Consider the following 21259-nt stretch of genomic DNA (forward strand, 5'->3'; position numbering starts at 1 on the left):
AAACCTGAATTAATTACGAATAATTACGAATTACCCAAAAAAGCCTCTAAATCTGCAAGCTCTTGTAAAATTAAATCCTCATCAACCTCCTGCTGAATAGGAGCAACATTTGCAGATACATTAACCTGCCAACCAAAAACCTGTTCCATTAAATAATCAACCAATTTTGTAATATTGGGAAAATCAAATATTAGAGAAGCAGGTAAAGAAATCTCCAATCCTTTTTCTAAACGATTCTTTAATTCTATAGAAAGTAAAGAATCAATTCCCATTTCTAAGAATCCTCGATCTGGATTAGGTATCTCCTTTATCCCTAAAATAGTAGCTACTTGTTTCCCAACGTATGTAAATAAATGTTCTCGACGTTCTCCTGGGGGAATCTCTTCTATCAAACGGCGCGAACTACTTGATTCTTTAATTGATTTAACATCAACTTGGGTTTGTCCTAATTTATTTAAAAGAGGTTTATTACCATGAAATTGATAAATGTTTTTGAACTGTACCCAATCTACATCAGCTAGTAAAATTTGCGTTTTTCCAGACCCCATTATTGCGGTCATCGCTGCCAAAGCTTTGTTCAGAGGAATTTCTTTCATACCAATTTGTTTGAGCCAATCTTCATATTCTTGAGAAACTATGCCGTTTCCAGCTAATAATGCCCAATTCAAACTAGTAGCAGGTAATCCTTGAAGATGACGTAAATGAGCTAATGCATCCATTAGATGATTAGCAGCATCGTATAAACCTTGCTCTTTGGCTCCCCAAATTGCACCTGCGGAAGAGAAAAATACAAAGTAGTCTAATTGCGTTGCTAAAGATAACTCGTGTAAATTCCAAGAACCGCGAACTTTAGCCTGAAAAACCTCTGCGAGATCGTCTAATGTACATTCGCTTAATCTAACTTTGCGTCCTGATACTCCGGCGAGATGGAAAATACCTCGTAGTGGATGAGATGTTTTTTGGATATTAGCAAAGATGCGGGACATTTGCTCAAAATCTCCAACATCTGCCTGACAAACTTCTACAGATGCTCCTCTTTGTTCTAAAGTTCTGAGATTTTGAATAATTTCTGCAAATTCGGTTTGTGACTCCCACTCAGATCGTGATGGAAATTGGCGGCGCGTAGTCAAAATCAAATTTTTCGCACCCAAATCAACTAGATGCTGGGCAAGTTGCAACCCTAGATGACCAATACCTCCTGTAATCAAATAGGTTGCTTGAGCTTGGATAGTGACTGGTTTTGTCGGTAGAGATTCTTGGGGAGAAAGACGCGCAACGTAAGCTTGACTGTTGCGGAAGAGAAGATGATCTTCCGTGACATTTGTCAATCCTGAGAGTAAAGCGGCAAGATTTTGAGCAATATCGGCGTGGGGGTCGAGGTCTATCATTCCCCCCCATAATTCTGGTTCTTCTAGCGCCATCACGCGCCCCAAAGCCCAAAGGGGAGATTGAATCACAAAAGAGGGCCGATCTAATTTAAAAGGTTGACCGCCTTGGGTGACGAGGAATAATTTAGGCGGTAATGGTATTTTTTTAATCGCCTGGAGAAGATTTAAGAAATTGCTACAGCGATTAAATAAAGTAGACTCATATTGCTGGCTTTCATCAGCATTTACAAGATAAATAATCCCACGCAAAGATGGAGATGAAGCTAACCATGTTTCTAGCTCAGAGCTATTTTTAGAATTGGCGATCGCACAATCACCACAATCTTTTATTAGTTGCTGTTGAATTGCTACAGCTAGATTGTCGCTTTCATCGGTAAAAATTAGCCAATTACCCGAAATATCGCTAGTTCGATCGGTATTTTGGGCAACAATAATACTTTGCTGAAATAAAGGACTGCCAATTTTTTCGTCAGGAGAAATAAATTCAGCTTGAGCAAAGCCAGATTCTAAGAGGATAGATTGCCAAGTAGATGCTGTAATGATGGGATGGTCTGGGCGTAAATTGCGCTCGCTAAACCGCCACCAACCTTGAGCCACACCAAATATCAAATCAATCCACCGCGACTGATTGGTAAGTTCTAGGAGTAATAAATGTCCTCCAGGACGCAGCAAACCTCGAATGTGGGGTAAGGTTTCTCTTTGTAAATCCTGCGTAGAATGCAATACATTTGCCGCAATAATCAAATCGTAAGAATTGGGTGAAAAACCTTGAAGTTCGGGGTCTTTTTCTATGTCCAAAACTTTGTATTCGATGAAGGAAAATTGAGCAAAAGTATCTCTAGCAGTTTCTAAAAAGAATGGCGAGATATCAGTAAATGTGTAAGTGATTTTACCAGAAGCGCAAGCTGAGAGAATTTGATGGGTAGTGGCTCCAGTTCCCGCACCAATTTCTAGAATTCTGATTGGTTCAAGTTGAGAATACTTGGCTAATAAAAGTTCAACAGTTTTAGAGATACCAAGGTTGAGAACTTCTGCCCAAGATGTATCTTTATAAAACTCTGCGGCTCCAATTTGCCCATCTTGAGAAAATAAAATGGATAAAGGAGAAATTTTACCTGTAAGTATGGCTGCAAGATTGCCAGCAACTCGCCTAAACAGTGTTAATTCTACACGAGCATTTGGGTACTGAACAATCAAATCTTCTACTGTTAGATCGGGATCGGATTGTCGCGGTTCACTGATGATTTTCCAGTTAGAACCCTGTTTTTCTAAAATGCCTGTTTCTGCCAATATATTCAGGCAATGTTGCCACAGCAATCTATGCTCCTCTTTAATGCCAGCTTGACGAAAACTATTTTCTGAAGAGAAGATAGTATTGATTTGAAATAGTTGCAAATCTTTTAAAGCTTGCACAATAAAGTCTGCACTGAGTTTTTCCATCTTTGAAAAAGCTAGAGAAACTCCTGTAAATTGTGCGAATTTTATTTGTTCTCCCAAATAAGAATCTAAAGCAGTTTGAATTGTTTCTAGATTTTGTAATTTGCTAGCTGATAAAGCATAAGGCAACCATTCCAACTGGTAAAGTAAGTTTTCAAAATTAGAATTACCAGTGTCTTGATGATGTAGCTGAATTAATTGTTGAACAATTGTTGATAAAGTTTGTTTTTCACCTTCAGAATAATTGCCAGTTTCTAGTAAAGTCTGCATCAAGCTTTTTGTATCTTTTTGAGACAGCATCTTGACAACAGCTGATTCTTCTGAAATCGATACTTGAGTCTTTAAAGGAATCCAATGTCGGCGTTGCTGAAAAGGATAAGTTGGTAAAGCGCATCTTCGAGGTTGGTAATCTTTATCAATACCAAACCAATCGATATCTGCACCACGTACATAAAGTTTGCCAAGGCTTTCTAGTAGAACTTCCCAATTAGAAAATCCTGAGCGTAAACTCGGTAATATTAGGGGGTCAGATAAAGATATCGATGATTGGATAATTCCTAATAAAATAGGTTGCGGGCCAATTTCAATAAAAGTATCACAACCTAAAGATTGCAGAGACAAAACTCCTTGATGAAATTGCACAGTATGCAACAAATGCTGAATCCAATACTCAGGAGTAACAATGCTGTCATCTGCAATTTCTCCTGTCAAGTTAGAGATGATGGGAATTTGAGGTTTGGCAAAGTCAATTTCTTGCAGAGTATTTTTAAATTCTTCGCATACGGGTGCGATTAGTGGTGAGTGAAAAGCATGAGAAACTTTGATTTGGCGAACTTTAATTCCTTCGTTGCTAAAGTGTTCGCAAAGGTGTTGAATAATTTTTTGTTCGCCGGAAATCACTGTATGTTGTTCGGCGTTGATGGCTGCAATCGCAATTTTTATTCCCTGATTTCTGCACAATTGGCGCACAGATTTTTCATCAAGAAAAATGGCTGCCATTGCTCCTTGCTCTGCGGGTAATTCCCCAATTAAATTTGCTCTGCGTACGATTAGTTTTAAACCACTTTCAATATCAAAAATTCCTGCAAAACAAGCAGCAGCATATTCACCCAAACTGTGTCCTAAAACAGCAGTCGGCTGAATGCCCCAAGAACGCCATAATTGAGCCAGTGCTACTTCAACAACAAATAAAGCTGGTTGGGTATAAGATGTACGATTTAAAGCTGCATCGGAATTAGCAAATATAACTTGCAGTAAAGATTTACCAGTGAGTTCTTGATATATCGTTTCACATTGGTCTAAAGTTCGCCGGAAAGTTGGTTGAGTTTGATAGAGTTGATGAGCCATTCCCGGATATTGAGAACCTTGTCCTGTAAACAAGAAGGCAATTTTGGGAGGCTGCTTTTCATCAACTTGAGCGTGAATTACTGACTCTATATCTTGTTGTCCAAACTGATGCAATTTAGTGACAAAATCATCAATTTCAGAACCAGTTATCGCCAAACGATTCCTGAATTTAACTCGGCTAGTATTGGCTGTGAATGCGACATCACAGATATCGCTTTCAGGATGATTTTCGAGAAATTCTGCATAGCTTTTTGCTAAATCTCCCAAAGCTTGTTCGGTTCTGGCAGAGAGTGTGAGTAAATGCTGGGGACGTTTGATGTCATTGGGCTGGAGATTAATGGCGGGAGCTTCTTCTAACACGATATGAGCATTTACGCCACCAATTCCTAAAGAGTTAACCCCAGCGCGTCGAGGCAATTCTTTACCATCTTGTTGCTTTGCAGTCCAGGGGATGGCTGCGGTATTGACATAAAAAGGAGTCTTGGAAAAATCAATTTGGGGGTTGGGAGTATTGAAGTGTAGAGTCGGGGGAATAATTTGATGTTTGAGAGCTAGAGCAGCTTTGATAAGACCAACAATACCAGAAGCAATTTGCATGTGTCCGATATTTGTCTTCACAGACCCCAAAGCACACTCGCCCTGATGTGCGGCGCTGTATGCTCTAGCCAAGGCATCGATTTCAATGGGGTCTCCGAGTTTTGTACCTGTGCCATGAGCTTCTACAAAGCCAATAGTATCAGCCTCGACTCCGGCAAAGGCTAGTGCTTCGGCTGCGACTGAAGTCTGACCTTCTCCTCCTGGAGCTGCAAATCCCAGTTTTGTGCCACCATCGTTATTGATAGCAGATCCTTTAATCACAGCGTAGATGCGATCGCTATCTGCTAGAGCATCTGTTAATCTCTTGAGTAAAACTACCCCAACGCCACTGCCAAAAATAGTACCATTGGCTTGGGTATCAAAGGCGCGACAATGCCCATCTGGAGAAACAATCAAACCTTCTTGATACAAATAACCGATCTTTTGGGGAGAGTTGACAGAAGCTGCTCCAGCTAAAGCCATGTCACTTTCACCATTGAGCAAACTTTGACAAGCCAGATGCACAACTACTAGTCCGGTGGAACAGGCTGTTTGGACGTTGACGCTAGGGCCGCGCAGATTTAATTTATAAGAAATCCGCGTCGTCACATAGTCTTTATCGTTAGCCACCATTGTTTGGAACCCTCCCATCGAATCTAATGTGAAGGGTTGCAATTTGTCATTGCTATCTAATTGACCGCGATTTGGATAACAGTTATTGATAAAATAAGTGTTCATGCTTGCTCCAGCAAACATTCCGATCGCTCCCTGATATGAGATAGGATTGTAGCCGGCGTTTTCTAAACACTCCCAGCTAGATTGGAGCAGTAAACGTTGCTGTGGGTCGAGCAATTCTGCTTCTCTGTCTGTGTATCCAAAGAAGTCGCTATCAAAACACTCTGCTTTATCAAGAATTGGTCTGGCTTTGACATAATTAGGCTGCTGAAAAAGTTCAGGAGAAACTCCCGACTCTAGTAATTCTTCTTCTGAAAAGAAAGATATTGTTTCGACACCGTTTTTGAGATTTTCCCAGAAACTATCAATGTTGTTAGCTCCAGGAAATCGACCAGCCATGCCAATAATGGCAATATCATGAGTGTCATGATGACGCGAACGGTTTTCAGCACGTTTGCGACTTGTTTCTTCTATAGCTGTTGTGGAATTAGATTCTTCAGTTAAGAAATGAGCTAATGTGGCAACTGTAGAATTTTTAAACATTTCAGCTAGAGGTAGCTGGCGACCAAAAAGTTTTTCTAATTGATTTTGGACGCGAATTAGGTGTAGAGAATGACCTCCCAATTCAAAGAAGTTATCGTGTAAACCGACTGAAAAAAGTTGCAAAACTTCACACCAAACGGCTGCAATTTGGCGTTCATTTTCAGACTGTGGTAAGCTGGGGTTGTTTTGGCGATCGCTAGCTAAAGATTCATTGATTGCTTGGATGCGATCGGCAAATAATCCCTGTTCAAAATCTTTTTTTAATTTAGCTTTTTGAACTTTACCAATAGATGTTTTCGGAACTAACTCAGCCTCCAAGGCTATGACATAAGCAGGCGCAATTCCTACTTTCTGGGTTAAATGGCTGCGAATTTGTCTGACTAATTTTACCGAATGCTCAAGATTATTTGATTCTGGACTAAAAGTAATAACTAATAAATCTGTTTCTCTATTATGGTCGAAAACTGCAAAAGCAGCCGTATATGAAATAGCTACACCATCTAATTCTTCTATCGTTGTTTCAATTTCATGGGCAAAATAGTTAATGCCGTTAATAATAATTTCTTGTTTTTCTCTACCAGTAATAACTAACTCACCATTGTGCAGATAACCTAAATCACCCGTAGTAAACCAACCTCTATCTTGAAAAACTTCTTGATTTAATTCGGGGTTATTATAATATCCTTCAGTCACAGAAGGGCCTTTAATCTGAAGTCGTCCAATTTCACCTTCTGGCAAAACATTCTTCTCTTGGTCAATAATCCGAATAGTAGCTCCAGGAATCGGCTGTCCTAAAGATACAAAACTATTTTCTTCTATCAGTTCATCTTTGCTTAAACCTGCTGACCAAGTAATTCCAGAACAAGATTCAGTCATCCCAAATGCTGGTTTAATTACTCTATCTCGCAATTGATGTTTTTCTAGAAGTTCTAAAAACAAGCGAATAGTTTTGACCGAAACTTGCTCTCCTGCATTCACTAAAAATTTGATTGAGGAGAGGTCATAGCAAGACTGGTTAAGTTCTTGGGCGTACTGATTAATTAAGGAGAATGCAAAGTTAGGGGCCCAAGAGATACTGACTTGATGCTTTTGAATCAAGTCTAACCATTTGAGTGGTTGACGCAGAATCAATTCAATTGGCACATGAATTTGATGACAAGCCAAATCCACAGCCATAATTCCTAAGAATACTATCGCCCCCACATGGTCTAAGGGCATCCAATTTAGCGTAACTTCTTGTTGTGTAAAATTATTCATCCGCACTGTACCAGCGGACATGGATAAAAGGTTACGATGGTGCAACATCACACCCTTGGGTAGACCTGTACTACCAGAAGTAAATAGTAATAATGCCGGATCTAGTGGTGCAAGATGAGGTAATTCATCAGCCGAATGTTGGTTTGATGGAGATTGATGACTTCGTAAATCATCTATCGATACTACTTGCAATCCTTCTAAATTAGATTGAGTAGTTAGTTTTTCTATTTCGCTAATTAATTCACAATCGGATAATATAATAGGTCGATCTAAAATCTGCCAGACATTCTCAAGTTTTTTAACTGCGGCATTTTTTATATCGTAATTGGGAGCAATGCTCAGAGGTGCAGGAATAATTCCACCTAAAAAACAAGCCCAGAGTGCGGGAATAAAATCTTGACTTCTACCAATTTGCAATATAACTTTATCCCCTAATGTCAGTCCGTGCTGATAAAGTCCATCTAAAATAGTGAGGGCATCGTTATATAAATCTTTATAACTCTGAAAATATTCGGTTTCGTCATTTCTAATATATGTGATTCCTTGATTTTCACACTTGGCAGCATCATTCAATACTTCTGAAAGAGTCCGCCAGCTATCTTCTAATTGCCCACCAAAACTGATTGAATTTTTCAATATTCCTTCTTGCTCAGGTTTCTGAGGCGATTTTTCATACAAATGAGTTTCGATGAGTTTCTTGGTTTGAGGGATATGCATATACTTTATTTTGGCAAGTGGTAGGTAATTACTTGACTCAATATTTGTGTCTTACTACTTTATATTTTTGTAAAGCTTGCATTCTCATTACTTGAAACTAGATTTTATCTGATTTTATCTATAGAAGTTTGTTTTTATAGGTTTATAAATAATTTGTAGGCAGTTATGGAAATCATCATAGTTATTTAAGTTATGTTACAAAAAATTGTTTATGGCAAAATTACTTATTAACCAAAACAACGGCGCATTCGTCCGAGCAACATAAAATCTATAAATTAACTTACAGAATTAGCCGTTTGATACAGAAAAACTTTATAACTTTTATCATTAAATTTTTTAGAGATTTATCTACACAGGCTAACTTCTCATTTTACAACTTATGTAACTTAGTAGTACATAAATACTATATATGATTTGGGATTTTTTTGCTATTTAAGTTTAAATATAATCTCATTACCAAGATAAATATGCAATACCAATCAATTATTTTTCCTTAACTGTCTTAACTGTCTTAACTGTCTTAAATGTCTTAACTGTCTTAACTGTCTTAAATAGTTCGCAGGCAATCGATACAGAAATATCGATCGCAATTATCATAGTTAAAATAACTGTTGTGTTAAACTTAGCTTGAGTAGAAGCATAGTTAGACTAAAAAGGAAAAACAACATAACTATATATCCTAGAGCGATCGCCAGCAATTTAATTAACCTGGTGTTAGTGGCTATGTAAGCTTTAGTAGATAGAGTATGCATAAATTTGCGATCGCTCGCTACTCAAAAAAAGTTTACAACTAAGCGAACTGTATACAATTCTATTCATACAAGCATTTTGGCTCTCAGCTGAATCCTAGTGTCAAAAATAGATGAAATTTTTCTAAATTACTTATTGTTTCCCAAACGCTTATGGTGTAAATTTAATCTCTATGGTTCTAGTATTTACTAGCTAGTTCTTCAAACACAATAGTTAATTAAGAATTTAATTAATAGGTAAATTCTACTCGACCAAAGAATAAGTTGAGTAATTTTTGCGTTATTAAGACTTAAAGCCAGTTTAGGATCGAAATATTATTACAGATTGTTTAACGTATAAATATTTTTTTGATATTAATAAAATTAATAATAATCGAAAAAAATAATGATTTTTCCCTTTATTAATTTCAGTAAAAAAATGATACCTTCTGTATTCAAACTAGAAGTTAATATTCTTAACCACCCATATAAACTAGATATAAACAATAATGAAGTAATACCGACAATATTTACTTTATAAATATGCTCTAAATGCGCAACACAAATGTACGGAGAAGTTTATGGAAGTGATGGAATCACATCTTGTTTCAATAGATTACCAAATTAGACAACTGCGAGAAATCCAGCCAGTAACACCTTTAGTTAATGGGGTAATTCATAATACAATAGAATCTAGAGACAAGAAAACTGCTTTTATATATAGAGATTTACGCGAGAAAATCTACAATTTAACTACTAATTCTCCGGTTAACAAGCTGGCTTTATATCTATCAGCTATTAAAATTTTAATATTTAAATATACTGCTCAAGAAGAGTTTGTTGTGGCAACGGGGGCTTTGAACCTAGACAAGTCTGATAGCTTGATATTCTCCCGATTTTCCAGACAACAGTTTATTTCATTTAAGGATTTACTCAAAATAACTCGTAGTAATCTACAAGAAGGATACCATCATCAAAGCTATGATGTAAACGCTCTTGTGGAAACATTTATTGCCAGAGGCGGAAATCCAGCAGCGATTTTTGATATCGCTCTGATTCAAGAGGGATTGTGTAGCCGCAGTTCTTTATTAAACAATTTTCAACTAGTTTTTGAAATTGATGCTCAAGATACTTCTATTTCTGTAACTTTTCCAAAAGATGCTTTCGGTGGAGATTTTGTGCAGAGAATGCTGGGACATTTTCTCCAAATTCTAACAGTTGTTACGGCAAATCCCGATCGGAAATTATCAGAAATTGACATACTAACAACACAAGAACGCAGTCAATTACTGACATGGAATCATACAGAAATTCAATATCCTCAAGATAAATGTATCCATCAGCTATTTGAAGAGCAAGTAGAGCAAAATCCCGATGCAGTAGCGCTAGTATTTGAAAATCAGCAATTGACCTATCGGCAGTTAAATGAGCAAGCTAATCAGTTAGCACGCTACTTGCAAACACTAGGCGTAAAACCAGAGGTACTGGTAGGTATTTGCATAGAGCGTTCCCTAGAAATGGTAGTAGGACTGTTGGGGATTTTAAAAGCTGGGGGAGCATATGTGCCATTAGACCCTAGCTATCCAGCAGAACGTCTGGCTTACACGCTTCAAGATGCAGCAGTGCCAGTGTTGCTCGCTCAGAAGTCGCTGTTAACGGCGATACCAAAAAATCAGGCAATTGTGGTGTGTTTAGACACAGATTGGGAAGTAATTAATTCTTGCAGTCGGGAGAATCTAGTTAGTGGTGTCCAGCCAAATAACTTGGCTTATGTAATTTACACTTCTGGGTCTACAGGAAAACCTAAGGGTGTATTAGTTAATCACCAAAATGTGACTCGTTTATTTGCCGCTACTCAGTCTTGGTATCACTTTTGTGCAAGTGATGTGTTTACACTATTCCATTCAATTGCCTTCGACTTTTCGGTTTGGGAACTCTGGAGTGCTTTGCTGTATGGTGGACGTTTGGCGATCGTCCCCTACTGGGTAAGCCGCGATTCCTCAGCTTTTCACAACTTGCTGCGCCAAGAGCAAGTCACGGTTCTCAACCAAACGCCATCTGCTTTTCGCCAACTGATCCGGGTGGAAGAACTGGCAGAAAATCAAGAATCGAAACTCAGCTTACGCCTAGCGATCTTCGGTGGCGAAGCTCTGGAGCCGCAAAGCTTAAAGCCCTGGTTTGAGCGATATGGCGATCGCTCTCCCCAATTAGTAAATATGTACGGGATCACCGAAACAACCGTCCATGTTACCTATCGACCACTGACAAAAGCAGATGTTAACAATAGCAAGAGCCTGATTGGTTCCCCGATTCCCGATTTGCAATTGTACATTCTAGATGAACAGCTAAAACCTGTACCTATCGGAATCGGGGGTGAGATGTATGTTGGTGGTGCTGGGTTGGCTCGCGGCTATCTAAATCGTCCAGAACTGACAGCAGAGCGGTTCATTACTAATCCGTTTAGCGACGAACCAGAGGCAAGGTTATACAAAACCGGCGACCTAGCCCGCTATTTAGAAAATGGAGACATTGAATATCTCGATCGCATCGATAATCAAGTTAAAATTCGCGGTTTCCGCATCGAATTGGGAGAAATTGAAGCTGCACTGCTAAAACATCCAGAGGTGCGGGAGGCAGTGGCGATCGCCCGAACTGACCAACCAGGAGACAAACGCCTAGTAGCTTATATAGTTGCCAAACCCTCAAATCAAGCATTTGAGAACCAATCCCATAGCGAACAAATATCACAATGGCAACAAGTATTTAACGATACTTATCGCCAAAATGCTCCCAGTCAAGACTCAACGTTCAATATTATCGGCTGGAACGACAGCTACACAGGTCTACCGATTCCTCAAGAACAAATGGGTCAATGGTTGGACTCTACTGTTGAGCGGATTCTGGCTTTGCAGCCTCAACGGGTGCTGGAAATTGGTAGCGGTACGGGGATGCTGCTGTTTAGGATTGCTCCCCAATGTTCGCGCTACTGTGGCACTGACATTTCCGACAATGCTATCCGTTATGTGCAGATGGAAATGCAGAAAACTGGCAGCCCTTGGTCGCAGGTGCAGCTAATCAACAAACCAGCCCACGACTTTGAGGGTTTTGAAGCCAAAACATTTGATGCAGTTATCCTCAACTCAGTTGTTCAGTATTTTCCCAGCATTGATTATCTGGTAAGTGTCTTAGAAGGTGCAGTGAAAATGGTAGCGCCAGGGGGCTTTATCTTTGTGGGGGATGTGCGTAGTCTACCCTTACTGTCAGCTTTCCATGCCGATGTCATCCTGTACCAGACATCCCAAGAGCTACCTACAGAAGATTGGTGGCAGCGCGTACAAAAAAATCTCCAAGAAGACCAAGAACTGGTAATTGACCCGGTCTTCTTTAATGTTCTGGTGCAACATCTGCCGCAAATCAGCCAAGTCCAAATTCAGCTCAAACGAGGTCGCGATCGCAATGAGCTAACACGGTTCCGCTATGATGTTATTCTCCATGTAGGAGACAGGGTTTCTCCCTCAATCGAGCCTCAGTGTTGGGACTGGCAGCAAGATGAGTTGACATTATCCTCGGTTCGCCAACTTTTACTAGAGACACCAGAGATTGCGATCGTCAAAAATGTTCCCAATGCACGTCTTTGGCAACAAGTCAAGCTCTTAGAACTACTGGCAAGGGATGAAAAACCAGCCACAGTCGGCGGTCTACTCCAAAACTTAGAAGCTCTCACCCAGCAAGAAGGGATAGAACCTGAAGACTTTTGGAGCTTGAGTGAGGAGTTACCTTACAGCATCGACATTAGCTGGTCGGATACGGGGACAAATGATTGTTATGATGTTGTGTTTAGCAGGCGATCGCTAGGGCTAATATCTCATGGAATACTACCTCTACTTAAGGAAACGCCCCAACTCAAACCTTGGAATCACTATGCCAATAATCCTTTGCAGGGTAAATTAACTCGCCAGCTAGTCCCACGGCTACGCAGTTTCCTCAAACAGTCTCTTCCCGACTACATGATTCCCTCCGCCTTTGTAACGTTGGAGGCACTACCGCTAACATCCAACGGCAAAGTTGACCGCCGCGCTCTACCAGCACCCCAAACAACTAGAGCCGACTTGGAAAAAGCTTTTGTCGCACCTCGAACTCTAGAAGAGCAGGTACTAGCCGACATTTGGGCTGAGATTCTCGGTCTGGAACGAGTTGGTATCCACGACAACTTCTTTGTCTTAGGCGGCGATTCCATCCGCAGTATTCAAGTTTTAGCCCTAGCAAAAGAAAGAGGTTTGCACTTCTCAGTTCAACAGATGTTTTTACATCAGACGATTTACGAACTGACGCAAAACCTCGCCACAGCAAAGACTAGTAATAGAATCACAGAAAAAATCCAGCCGTTGGCTCTGGTCTCTGAACAAGACCGCCTCAAGTTACCCGACAATATTGAAGATGCTTATCCGCTTGCTAGACTTCAGATGGGGATGTTGTTTCACAGCGAGTACAGTCCTGGTTCTGCTGTCTATCACAACGTCAACAGTTTTTATCTGCGAGTTGTTTTCGACGAATCAAAATGGCGGATAGCTGTACAAGAACTTGTTGCTAATCATTCTGTACTGCGGACTTTCTTCGATGTCAGCAACTTCAGTGAACCGTTGCAGTTAGTTAGGCGCATAGTTCGTGTTCCTTTGGTAGTAGAGGATCTGCGCCATTTATCTGCCCCTGACCAAGAAAGTATTTTGAATGCTTGGTTTGCAGCCGAAAGAAAACAAAATTTTCGTTTAGATAGTCCTCCTCTATTACGCTTTCATATTCATCGCCGCAGCGATGAGACATTTCAGCTAACTTTGATCGAACACCACGCCATTCTCGACGGATGGAGTGTAGGCTTACTATTCACTGAGTTACTGCAAAGATATTTATCCTTATTAGGTGAAGAAATTCTACCTCTCAATCCACCAAGAGCGATCGCATTCCGAGACTTTATTGCTTTGGAGCAAAAAGCTCTCAATTCCCCAGAGTGCCGACAACATTGGTTGGAAAAACTTCACGGTATTACTATTACAAAGTTGCCTCGTTGGCCTCAATCCTACCACTTACATGAACCTGAATTAGGGGCATTGGGTACTCAAGAAGTAACCCTATCTCTAAAAGATTCTCAAGCTTTAAAACAGGTAGCAAATAAAGCAAAAGTTACCCTCAAAAGCGTACTTTTAGCCGCACATCTGAAAGTGTTAAGTGTGCTTTTCGATCGGTCTGATGTCTTAACAGGTATGGTATCTAATGGTAGACCAGAGGAAGCTGATGGAGAGCGAGTATTGGGACTTTTTCTGAATACTTTGCCATTGCGTTTACAACTCTTGGGAGGCACTTGGATAGACTTGATGCAAGAGACATTCAAGGCTGAACGAGAATCCCTACCTTTCCGACGATATCCCTTAGCTGATTTGCAGTGGAATTTGGGCGGTCAGCCTTTATTTGAAACATCGTTTAACTTTACCCATTTTCACGTTTACCAAAGTATCTTAGGGCTGCCAGGTCTACAGGTATTAGATAGCAAATTTCTCGGAAAAACAAACTTCACTCTGGGAGTCCACTTTACTTTGGATCTCGTTTCGTCCCAGATACATTTAACCCTAAAATACAATGCCAGCGAGTTGTGTCAAGAACAGGCGATCGCCATTGGCAATTATTACACTAGCACCCTGGCGGCAATAGCTAGTGACCCTTCACAACGTTATGAATCTTTCACTTTACATCTTCTAGAACAAGACAAAACTGCAATATTTCATGCTCAACAAAGCCAGATTTCACTACAACAAATTGAGTTGAATACTAATGCAGCATGGCAAAGCAATATTTTAGCAAGTCAAGAGCATAAAAAACATCTATATTACTGGCGACAGCAACTTAACGATGGGCAACTACCCCGCGTTCACTTACCTACAGATTTCCGCCGTCCTCCTATAAAAACATTGAATGTTTCTCGTTTAAACTGGACATTCCAACCAGAAATTGTCTCTGGTTTACGAATGATTTGCAATCAAACAGAAACTACTTTATTTATGGGACTTGTGGCGGCAGTAAAAATATTACTTTATCGCTACAGTGGTCAGCACGATATTACTATTGGTACAGAAATTACCACTCGCAATAATTATCAACTTGCATCTCCAAGCCAATTTTTGAATACAGTTGTTATCCGTGACGAAATAGAACCAGATCGAGGATATCAAAATCTGCTAATTAAAGTTCGTCAAACTGTTACCGAGGCATTTGAACATTCTGCTTATCCGTTTGATATTTTGGTAAAAGAACTGGCAAATTCCAGTGAAATTAACCGCACACCATTGTTCGATGTGTTGGTACTTCTGCAAAACATTAGTCAACCTGTAGAAGAAGTAGAGATAAAATCCCTGGGTTTGCTCAATTCTCCAAGCAAATTTGACCTCTCTTTTGTTTTTCTTGAACAGAACAACGAACTCAGTTTAGCTCTAATTTACAACACAGATATATTCCAAGCTGAGAGAATACAACAAGCTCTAAGACATTTGGATAAACTACTTCTAGAAATGATAGTGAATCCCAGCCAACCAGTTTGTAAAATTCCTCTTTTGTCAGCCGCAGAAACATCTTTTATCGAAAGCTTTATCAAACCAATTCCTCGTTTAGAAACACGCACAGTTATCCATGATTTTATCGACCAAGTAAAAGCCTTACCAGATAAAACATCAATTATTTATCCGGGTGGAGAATTTAGTTATCTAGAATTAGATATACTTACTAACTCTTGGGCTAACATCTTTAAAGATTTAGGCATTCAAAAGGATATTCTTTGTGGCGTAATGCTTGAAGGAGATTATCGTCAAGTATTAGCAATGCTAGCAGTATTTAAAGCTGGAGGAATTTATTTACCTCTACGTTTGGATGAACCAGAAGAACGTTCTTCACGTATGATGGTTAAAACATCCCCCACCATGATAGTGGTCGATCGCGAAAATTTAGAGACTATCAAACTTCGACTAGCAGTATTACCAAAACCCCCTCATATATTAGTCGCAACTGCCCATGAAATTCAGCAATACTATCAGTGGAATGGCACAATTTATCAATGCTTGCCTGTAGTCGCAAGTAACGATCGAAAAGCTTTAGTTATACCTGATGCTGATGATTCTAACTATATTATGTTCACTTCCGGGTCAACAGGTGAACCCAAAGCCATACTTGGTAGTCATGGCAGTTTGCGTCATTTCATCAATTGGGAAAAACTAGAATTTGGAATTAATCAAAATTGGCGCTGTCTGCAAATTGCAAAAATTAACTTTGATGCTTATCTCAGAGAAACTCTCGTCACTTTATGTTCTGGAGGAACTCTCTATATTCCTAATAGCATAGATCGCGAAGATTCGGAGCGTTTATTACTGAGATTGGGAGAATGGCAAATTAACTTACTACATACTGTACCTTCAGTAATGCGCCTATTTTTAAATATTGGTCGCAATTTAGCTAATGCTAACCAATTGCTTAAGAATTTACGAGTTTTGGTGTTGGGAGGAGAACCTTTATTTGTCAAAGAATTGTGCGAATGGCATCAAGTTTTTGGTTCTCAGACAGAATTTGTAAATATTTATGGGGCAAGTGAAACCACTTTTGTCAAACATTTTTATCGAATTCCCGACCCGAATAAAATCACTTATGCCAGAGTTCCTGGAGGGAAAACATTGCCAGAGGCGGCGTTTGCAATCATTGATGGAACTCGTCCCTGTGCTGTCGGAGAAGTAGGAGAAATCTTTGTCAAGTCGCCTTATTTAACAAAAGGCTATTACCAAGATGAAAGTTTAACCAATTCTGTTTTTGTACCCAATCCTTTGAATAACGGCGCTGATGTAGTTTACCGCACAGGAGACTTGGGACGACTGCTACCCGATTTGACGGTGGAGGTGATAGGACGCAGCGATAACCAAGTGAAGTTGAATGGAGTACGGATTGAGTTGGGAGAAATTGAAGATGCACTGGCTGCTATTGATGGTGTAGAAAAAGCACTGGTAATTGCAGAGAAAAAAGAAGAATCGGTGACAGTCATTGCATTTTATCAAGCAAAAAACGCTGTAAATCATCAACAGATCGGCAGCCAATTGAAACAAGTGTTACCGATTTATATGCAGCCAACTTATTTGATGCAGTTGGCTGACTTTCCATTATTGCCAAATGGTAAAATCAATCGCCTAGCACTACTAAAAACAGAAGCAAATATTCTTCAAACAAACAATCAAATTACTAACCTTAATCAACAAGAGGCTTTATTAGCTTCAATTTGGAGTGAATTATTAGAGGTAGAGGTGAATGACGCGAATCAGTCATTTTTTGAATTAGGAGGAAATAGTTTAAAAGCAATGCGCTTAGTGTCGCATATCCGCAATCGCTTTGGAGTTGCACTGCGATTACGAGAAATATTTACTCAAAATACTTTAAAAGCTCAAGCTGATTTGATTCAATCACGACAAAAAAAATGATAAAGTCACTACCGAATCAACAATATTACGAAGTATCCCACGCTCAAAGGCGGATGTGGATTCTGCACCATATAGATGAATATTCCAGCGCTTACAATATTAGGCTGGCAATGAGAATCAATGGCAGCTTAGATATTTCGGCATTTACAGAAGCTTTTCAACAACTTGTGAGTCGTCACGAAATTTTGCGAACTAGTTTTACAAGTGTCGCAGGTGACATTCAGCAAATTTTGCATGAAAAATTGCCTACAGAAAAATTAATAAATTTTCAAGATTTAAGAGGGCAAAAAGATGTTGAGGCCGTAGCTGATACCTTAATTCAAGAATCAGCTAACTCGCGCTTTGATTTAGAGAAGTTACCTCTGATGCAAGTTTTATTAGTGCAGATCGAGTCAGAGGAATTTTTGTTTGGTTTGACCATACATCATATTATTGGGGATGCGCGATCGCTCGATATCCTTTTCCAAGAGTTTGTTACTTTATACTCTGCTTACACGCAGCAAAAAACTCCCGTCTTACCTCCATTACCATTGCAATATAAGGATTATGCTGCATGGCAAAATCAGTGGTTAGAAAGTGAGGAGGTAAAAGAACAACATAGTTATTGGTGCGATCGCTTTGCCGAACAACCACCTATACTCAACTTATCTCCCGACTTTCCTAGACCGCAATTTAAATCTTCTCAAGCTGGTGTATATACTTATAATTTCAGTCAGAATATCGGCGATAAATTACGCTCTTTTGCTGCTGGGAATAATACAACTCTATTTATAACTCTTTTAACTTTATTTAAAATATTACTCTACCGTTACACAGGGCAGCACGATTTAGTCATTGGTATACCTATTTCTGGACGCAATCATCCAGACCTAGAAAACCAAATCGGATTTTATGTTAACACCCTAGCTTTAAGAACTTCACTCCCAGAAGCGGGAACTTTTAAAGAAGCATTGGCAGAAGTAACAAATACTTGCCTCGATGCTTATGAATATAGTGATTATCCTTTTAATAAATTAGTATCTGCCCTGGATTTAGAACGAGATTTATCACGAAATCCTTTATTCGATGTGATGTTTTCACTGCTTAGTAAAGATAGTAAAGCAGTGATGAAAATTCCGGGAATTGAACATCAAGCATACCCCCTGAAACCACGAACGGCTCAATTCGATTTGAGCTGGAGTCTGTTTGAAGATGCCAACGATTTAAGATTGGTCATAGAATACGAAGCCGATCTGTTTCGAGAAGAGACGATCGCCAGAATGAGCGGTCACTTTTTACAAATAATTCAGGCAGTAGTTGAGAATCCCGATTGCCAATTGTCACATATTAATTTACTAACTCCTGAAGAACGCTATCAATTACTAACTCAATGGAATAACACAGAAGTTGCATATCCTCAAGATAAATGTATCCATCAGCTATTTGAAGAACAAGTAAAACTTAACCCTGATGCAGTTGCGGTAATATTTGAAGGTCAAAAATTAACCTACCAACAGTTGAATGAGCGAGCAAATAAATTAGCTCATTATTTGCGAGAAAAAGGCGTAGAACCAGAAGTATTGGTTGGAATTTTTGTTGAGCGTTCCCTGGAGATGGTAATAGGAATATTAGGGATTTTAAAAGCAGGAGGAGCTTATGTACCTCTAGATCCTAGCTATCCAGCCGAACGTTTAGCTTATATGCTCTCAGATTCGGCAGTTTCTATATTGCTTACCCAGCAGTCCTTAATAGATTCTTTACCAGAAAATCAAGCCGAGGTGCTGTGTTTAGATAGTGATTGGCAGGTAATTGCTAACTATAGTCAGCAGAATCCCATCAGTCAAGTGATATGGGAAAATTTAGTTTATGTCATTTATACCTCTGGCTCGACAGGTAAGCCAAAGGGAGTAATGAATATCCATCAAGGCATTTGTAATAATTTATTGCGGACGATTGATGCTTATCCACTCACAACAAGCGATCGCATCTTACAAATAACTCCCTTTAGTTTTGATGTTTCAGTCTGGGAAATCTTCTGGTCTTTAATAGCTGGGGCTACTTTAGTAGTAGCTAAACCTGAAGGTCATAAAGATACTACTTATTTGATTAACTTAATTGCCCAAGAACAAGTTACTCAAATCAATTTTGTTCCCTCAATGCTGCGGGTTTTTCTTCAAGAATCAAATTTAGAAAACTGCCGTTGTTTAAAGCGAGTATTTTGTGGCGGAGAAGCACTATCTTATGAACTAACTCAACGCTTTTTTGAGCAGTTTGATTGTGAATTGTACAATTTTTACGGCCCAACAGAAACAGCAGTTGATGCCACTTTCTGGCAGTGTACGCCACAGTCTAATTATCAAATAGTTCCTATTGGTCGCCCCATTGCCAATACCCAAATTTATATCCTCGATTCTCATCTCCAACTAATTCCTATTGGCATTCCTGGAGAATTGCATATTGGGGGCGCTTCTTTAGCTAGAGGCTATCTCAACCGACCAGAATTAACTACCCAAAAATTTATTTTTAATCCCTTTGGTAATGGCAAATTGTATAAAACTGGAGATTTAGCTCGTTATTTACCAAATGGAAATATTGAATATCTTGGTCGGATCGATAACCAGGTCAAGCTGCGCGGCTTACGTATTGAATTAGGAGAAATAGAATCGGTTTTAGAAACTAATTCCCAAGTAGAACAAACAGTCGTCATTCTGCATGAAAACCAACGGTTAGTAGCTTATGTAGTTAGAAAAGACCAGTCATTAACCCCTAGCGATCTGCGTCGTTTCTTACAGCATAAATTGCCAGCTTACATGATACCTTCAGCTTTTGTAATGTTGTCAGCTATGCCATTAAACCCGAATGGCAAGATAGACCGTAAAAAATTACCAAAACCCGATGAAACATCGATAGTAGAATCACCATATTTAGCTCCACGCAATCGCTCAGAAAGTATTTTAGCAAACATTTGGCAACAAGTTCTGCAAGTATCAAAGGTAGGAGTAAATGATAACTTCTTTGATATAGGTGGTCATTCATTACAAGCCATGAATCTCATGGCACTAATTTATCAAGAACTGGAAATTGACATTCCTTTGTCAATAATTTATGAAAAACCTACAGTAGCAGAATTGAGCGAGTATATCATCTACCTCAAAGAGATGAATATCCAACCTAAAGAACGTCCTTATGTAGTTTTCAATAAAGCACGAGAAAAAGCGATTTTTATATTTCCCCCAGCCCTTGGTTTTGCAGCAGCTTACGCAAATTTAGCTGATTATTTAACAAATTATGCTATCTATACTTTCAGATATATTGCCGATGAAGCAACTTTAGAAAAATATGCAGAATTAATAGATAGCCTAGCACCAAATCAAGACATAAAATTGATGGGACATTCAGCAGGTGGTTTTTTGGCAATGTTGATGGCTCAAAAGTTAGAAAGTCGCGATCGCATAGTTTCTGATGTGATTTTATTAGATACTTACAGAGACGGTCGTGAAGCTAAACAAGCCCAAATGTCAGAAATCATAGAAGGTGTTGATGGTTTCTTATTAAATCCCAAACGTCAGGAATTAAGACGTTACTTTATGGATAACCAAAAGTTACGCGATCGCACCTACAATCAAGTTTGGGAATACTTTAATTTTCTCTGGCATTCAGACCTAAAAAATTTGCAAATTGAGGGAAATATTCATCTTATACGTGCTGAGGGAAACTACGATTACGAAGATGATTGGATACAAGCTACAAGAAGAGAACGAATCAATCATTATGCCTATGGTGTTCATCGAGAGATGATCGATCCTCCTTATCTCAATCAAAACGCCACTATTATTAATGCGATTCTCACTTAGAATTGAGAATTTGGAATTTACAAGATTCAGTGATTCTGGAGTGGTGTTTTAAGCAAAAACCTTAACGCCTGAATTAGGTTTTAATCGGGCTTTGCACCTATTTCAATCACCTCACTGCATATATGCAGTTTATTGAAAGAGTTTTTCCAACTATAAAATTTAGGACTAGAACAACAGATGAGTAAAGTAAGAGTTAATAACGAATGGGACGCTCTCGAAGAAATTATCGTTGGCCGTGCCACCAATGCACGTATTGCTTG

3 protein-coding genes are annotated in these 21259 nt (G+C 39.2%); 2 read left to right on the forward strand and 1 reads right to left on the reverse strand.

Annotation, left to right across the window (positions count from 1 at the left end):
* Window positions 1–23: 23 nt before the first annotated feature.
* Window positions 24–7940, reverse strand: coding sequence for a type I polyketide synthase (locus tag RMX89_RS23690; protein WP_322690675.1), 7917 nt, complete (start codon window positions 7938–7940; stop codon window positions 24–26).
* A gap of 1309 nt (window positions 7941–9249) precedes the next feature.
* Between RMX89_RS23690 and RMX89_RS23695 the strand changes: the two genes are divergently transcribed.
* Together RMX89_RS23695 and RMX89_RS23700 are read left to right on the forward strand one after the other, a co-directional pair.
* Window positions 9250–17166 carry a non-ribosomal peptide synthetase gene (locus tag RMX89_RS23695; RefSeq protein ID WP_322690676.1) on the forward strand — a complete coding sequence of 2639 codons (7917 nt, stop codon included), beginning with the start codon at window positions 9250–9252 and terminating at the stop codon, window positions 17164–17166.
* Window positions 17163–20999: an amino acid adenylation domain-containing protein gene (locus RMX89_RS23700; RefSeq protein WP_322690677.1), complete on the forward strand. Its 3837-nt coding sequence runs from the start codon at window positions 17163–17165 to the stop codon at window positions 20997–20999. Before RMX89_RS23695 ends, RMX89_RS23700 begins: the two co-directional genes overlap by 4 nt.
* Window positions 21000–21259 lie beyond the last annotated feature (260 nt).

The sequence above is a fragment of the Nostoc sp. DedSLP04 genome (genome assembly GCF_034530775.1).
Classification (GTDB): Bacteria; Cyanobacteriota; Cyanobacteriia; order Cyanobacteriales; family Nostocaceae; genus Nostoc.

Excerpts from the sequence above, each read along its gene's own strand:
- RMX89_RS23695 (WP_322690676.1), top strand. The coding sequence starts at position 9,250 with ATGGAAGTGATGGAATCACATCTTGTTTCAATAGATTACCAAATTAGA.
- RMX89_RS23700 (WP_322690677.1), top strand. The coding sequence starts at position 17,163 with ATGATAAAGTCACTACCGAATCAACAATATTACGAAGTATCCCACGCT.
- RMX89_RS23690 (WP_322690675.1), bottom strand. The coding sequence starts at position 7,940 with ATGCATATCCCTCAAACCAAGAAACTCATCGAAACTCATTTGTATGAA.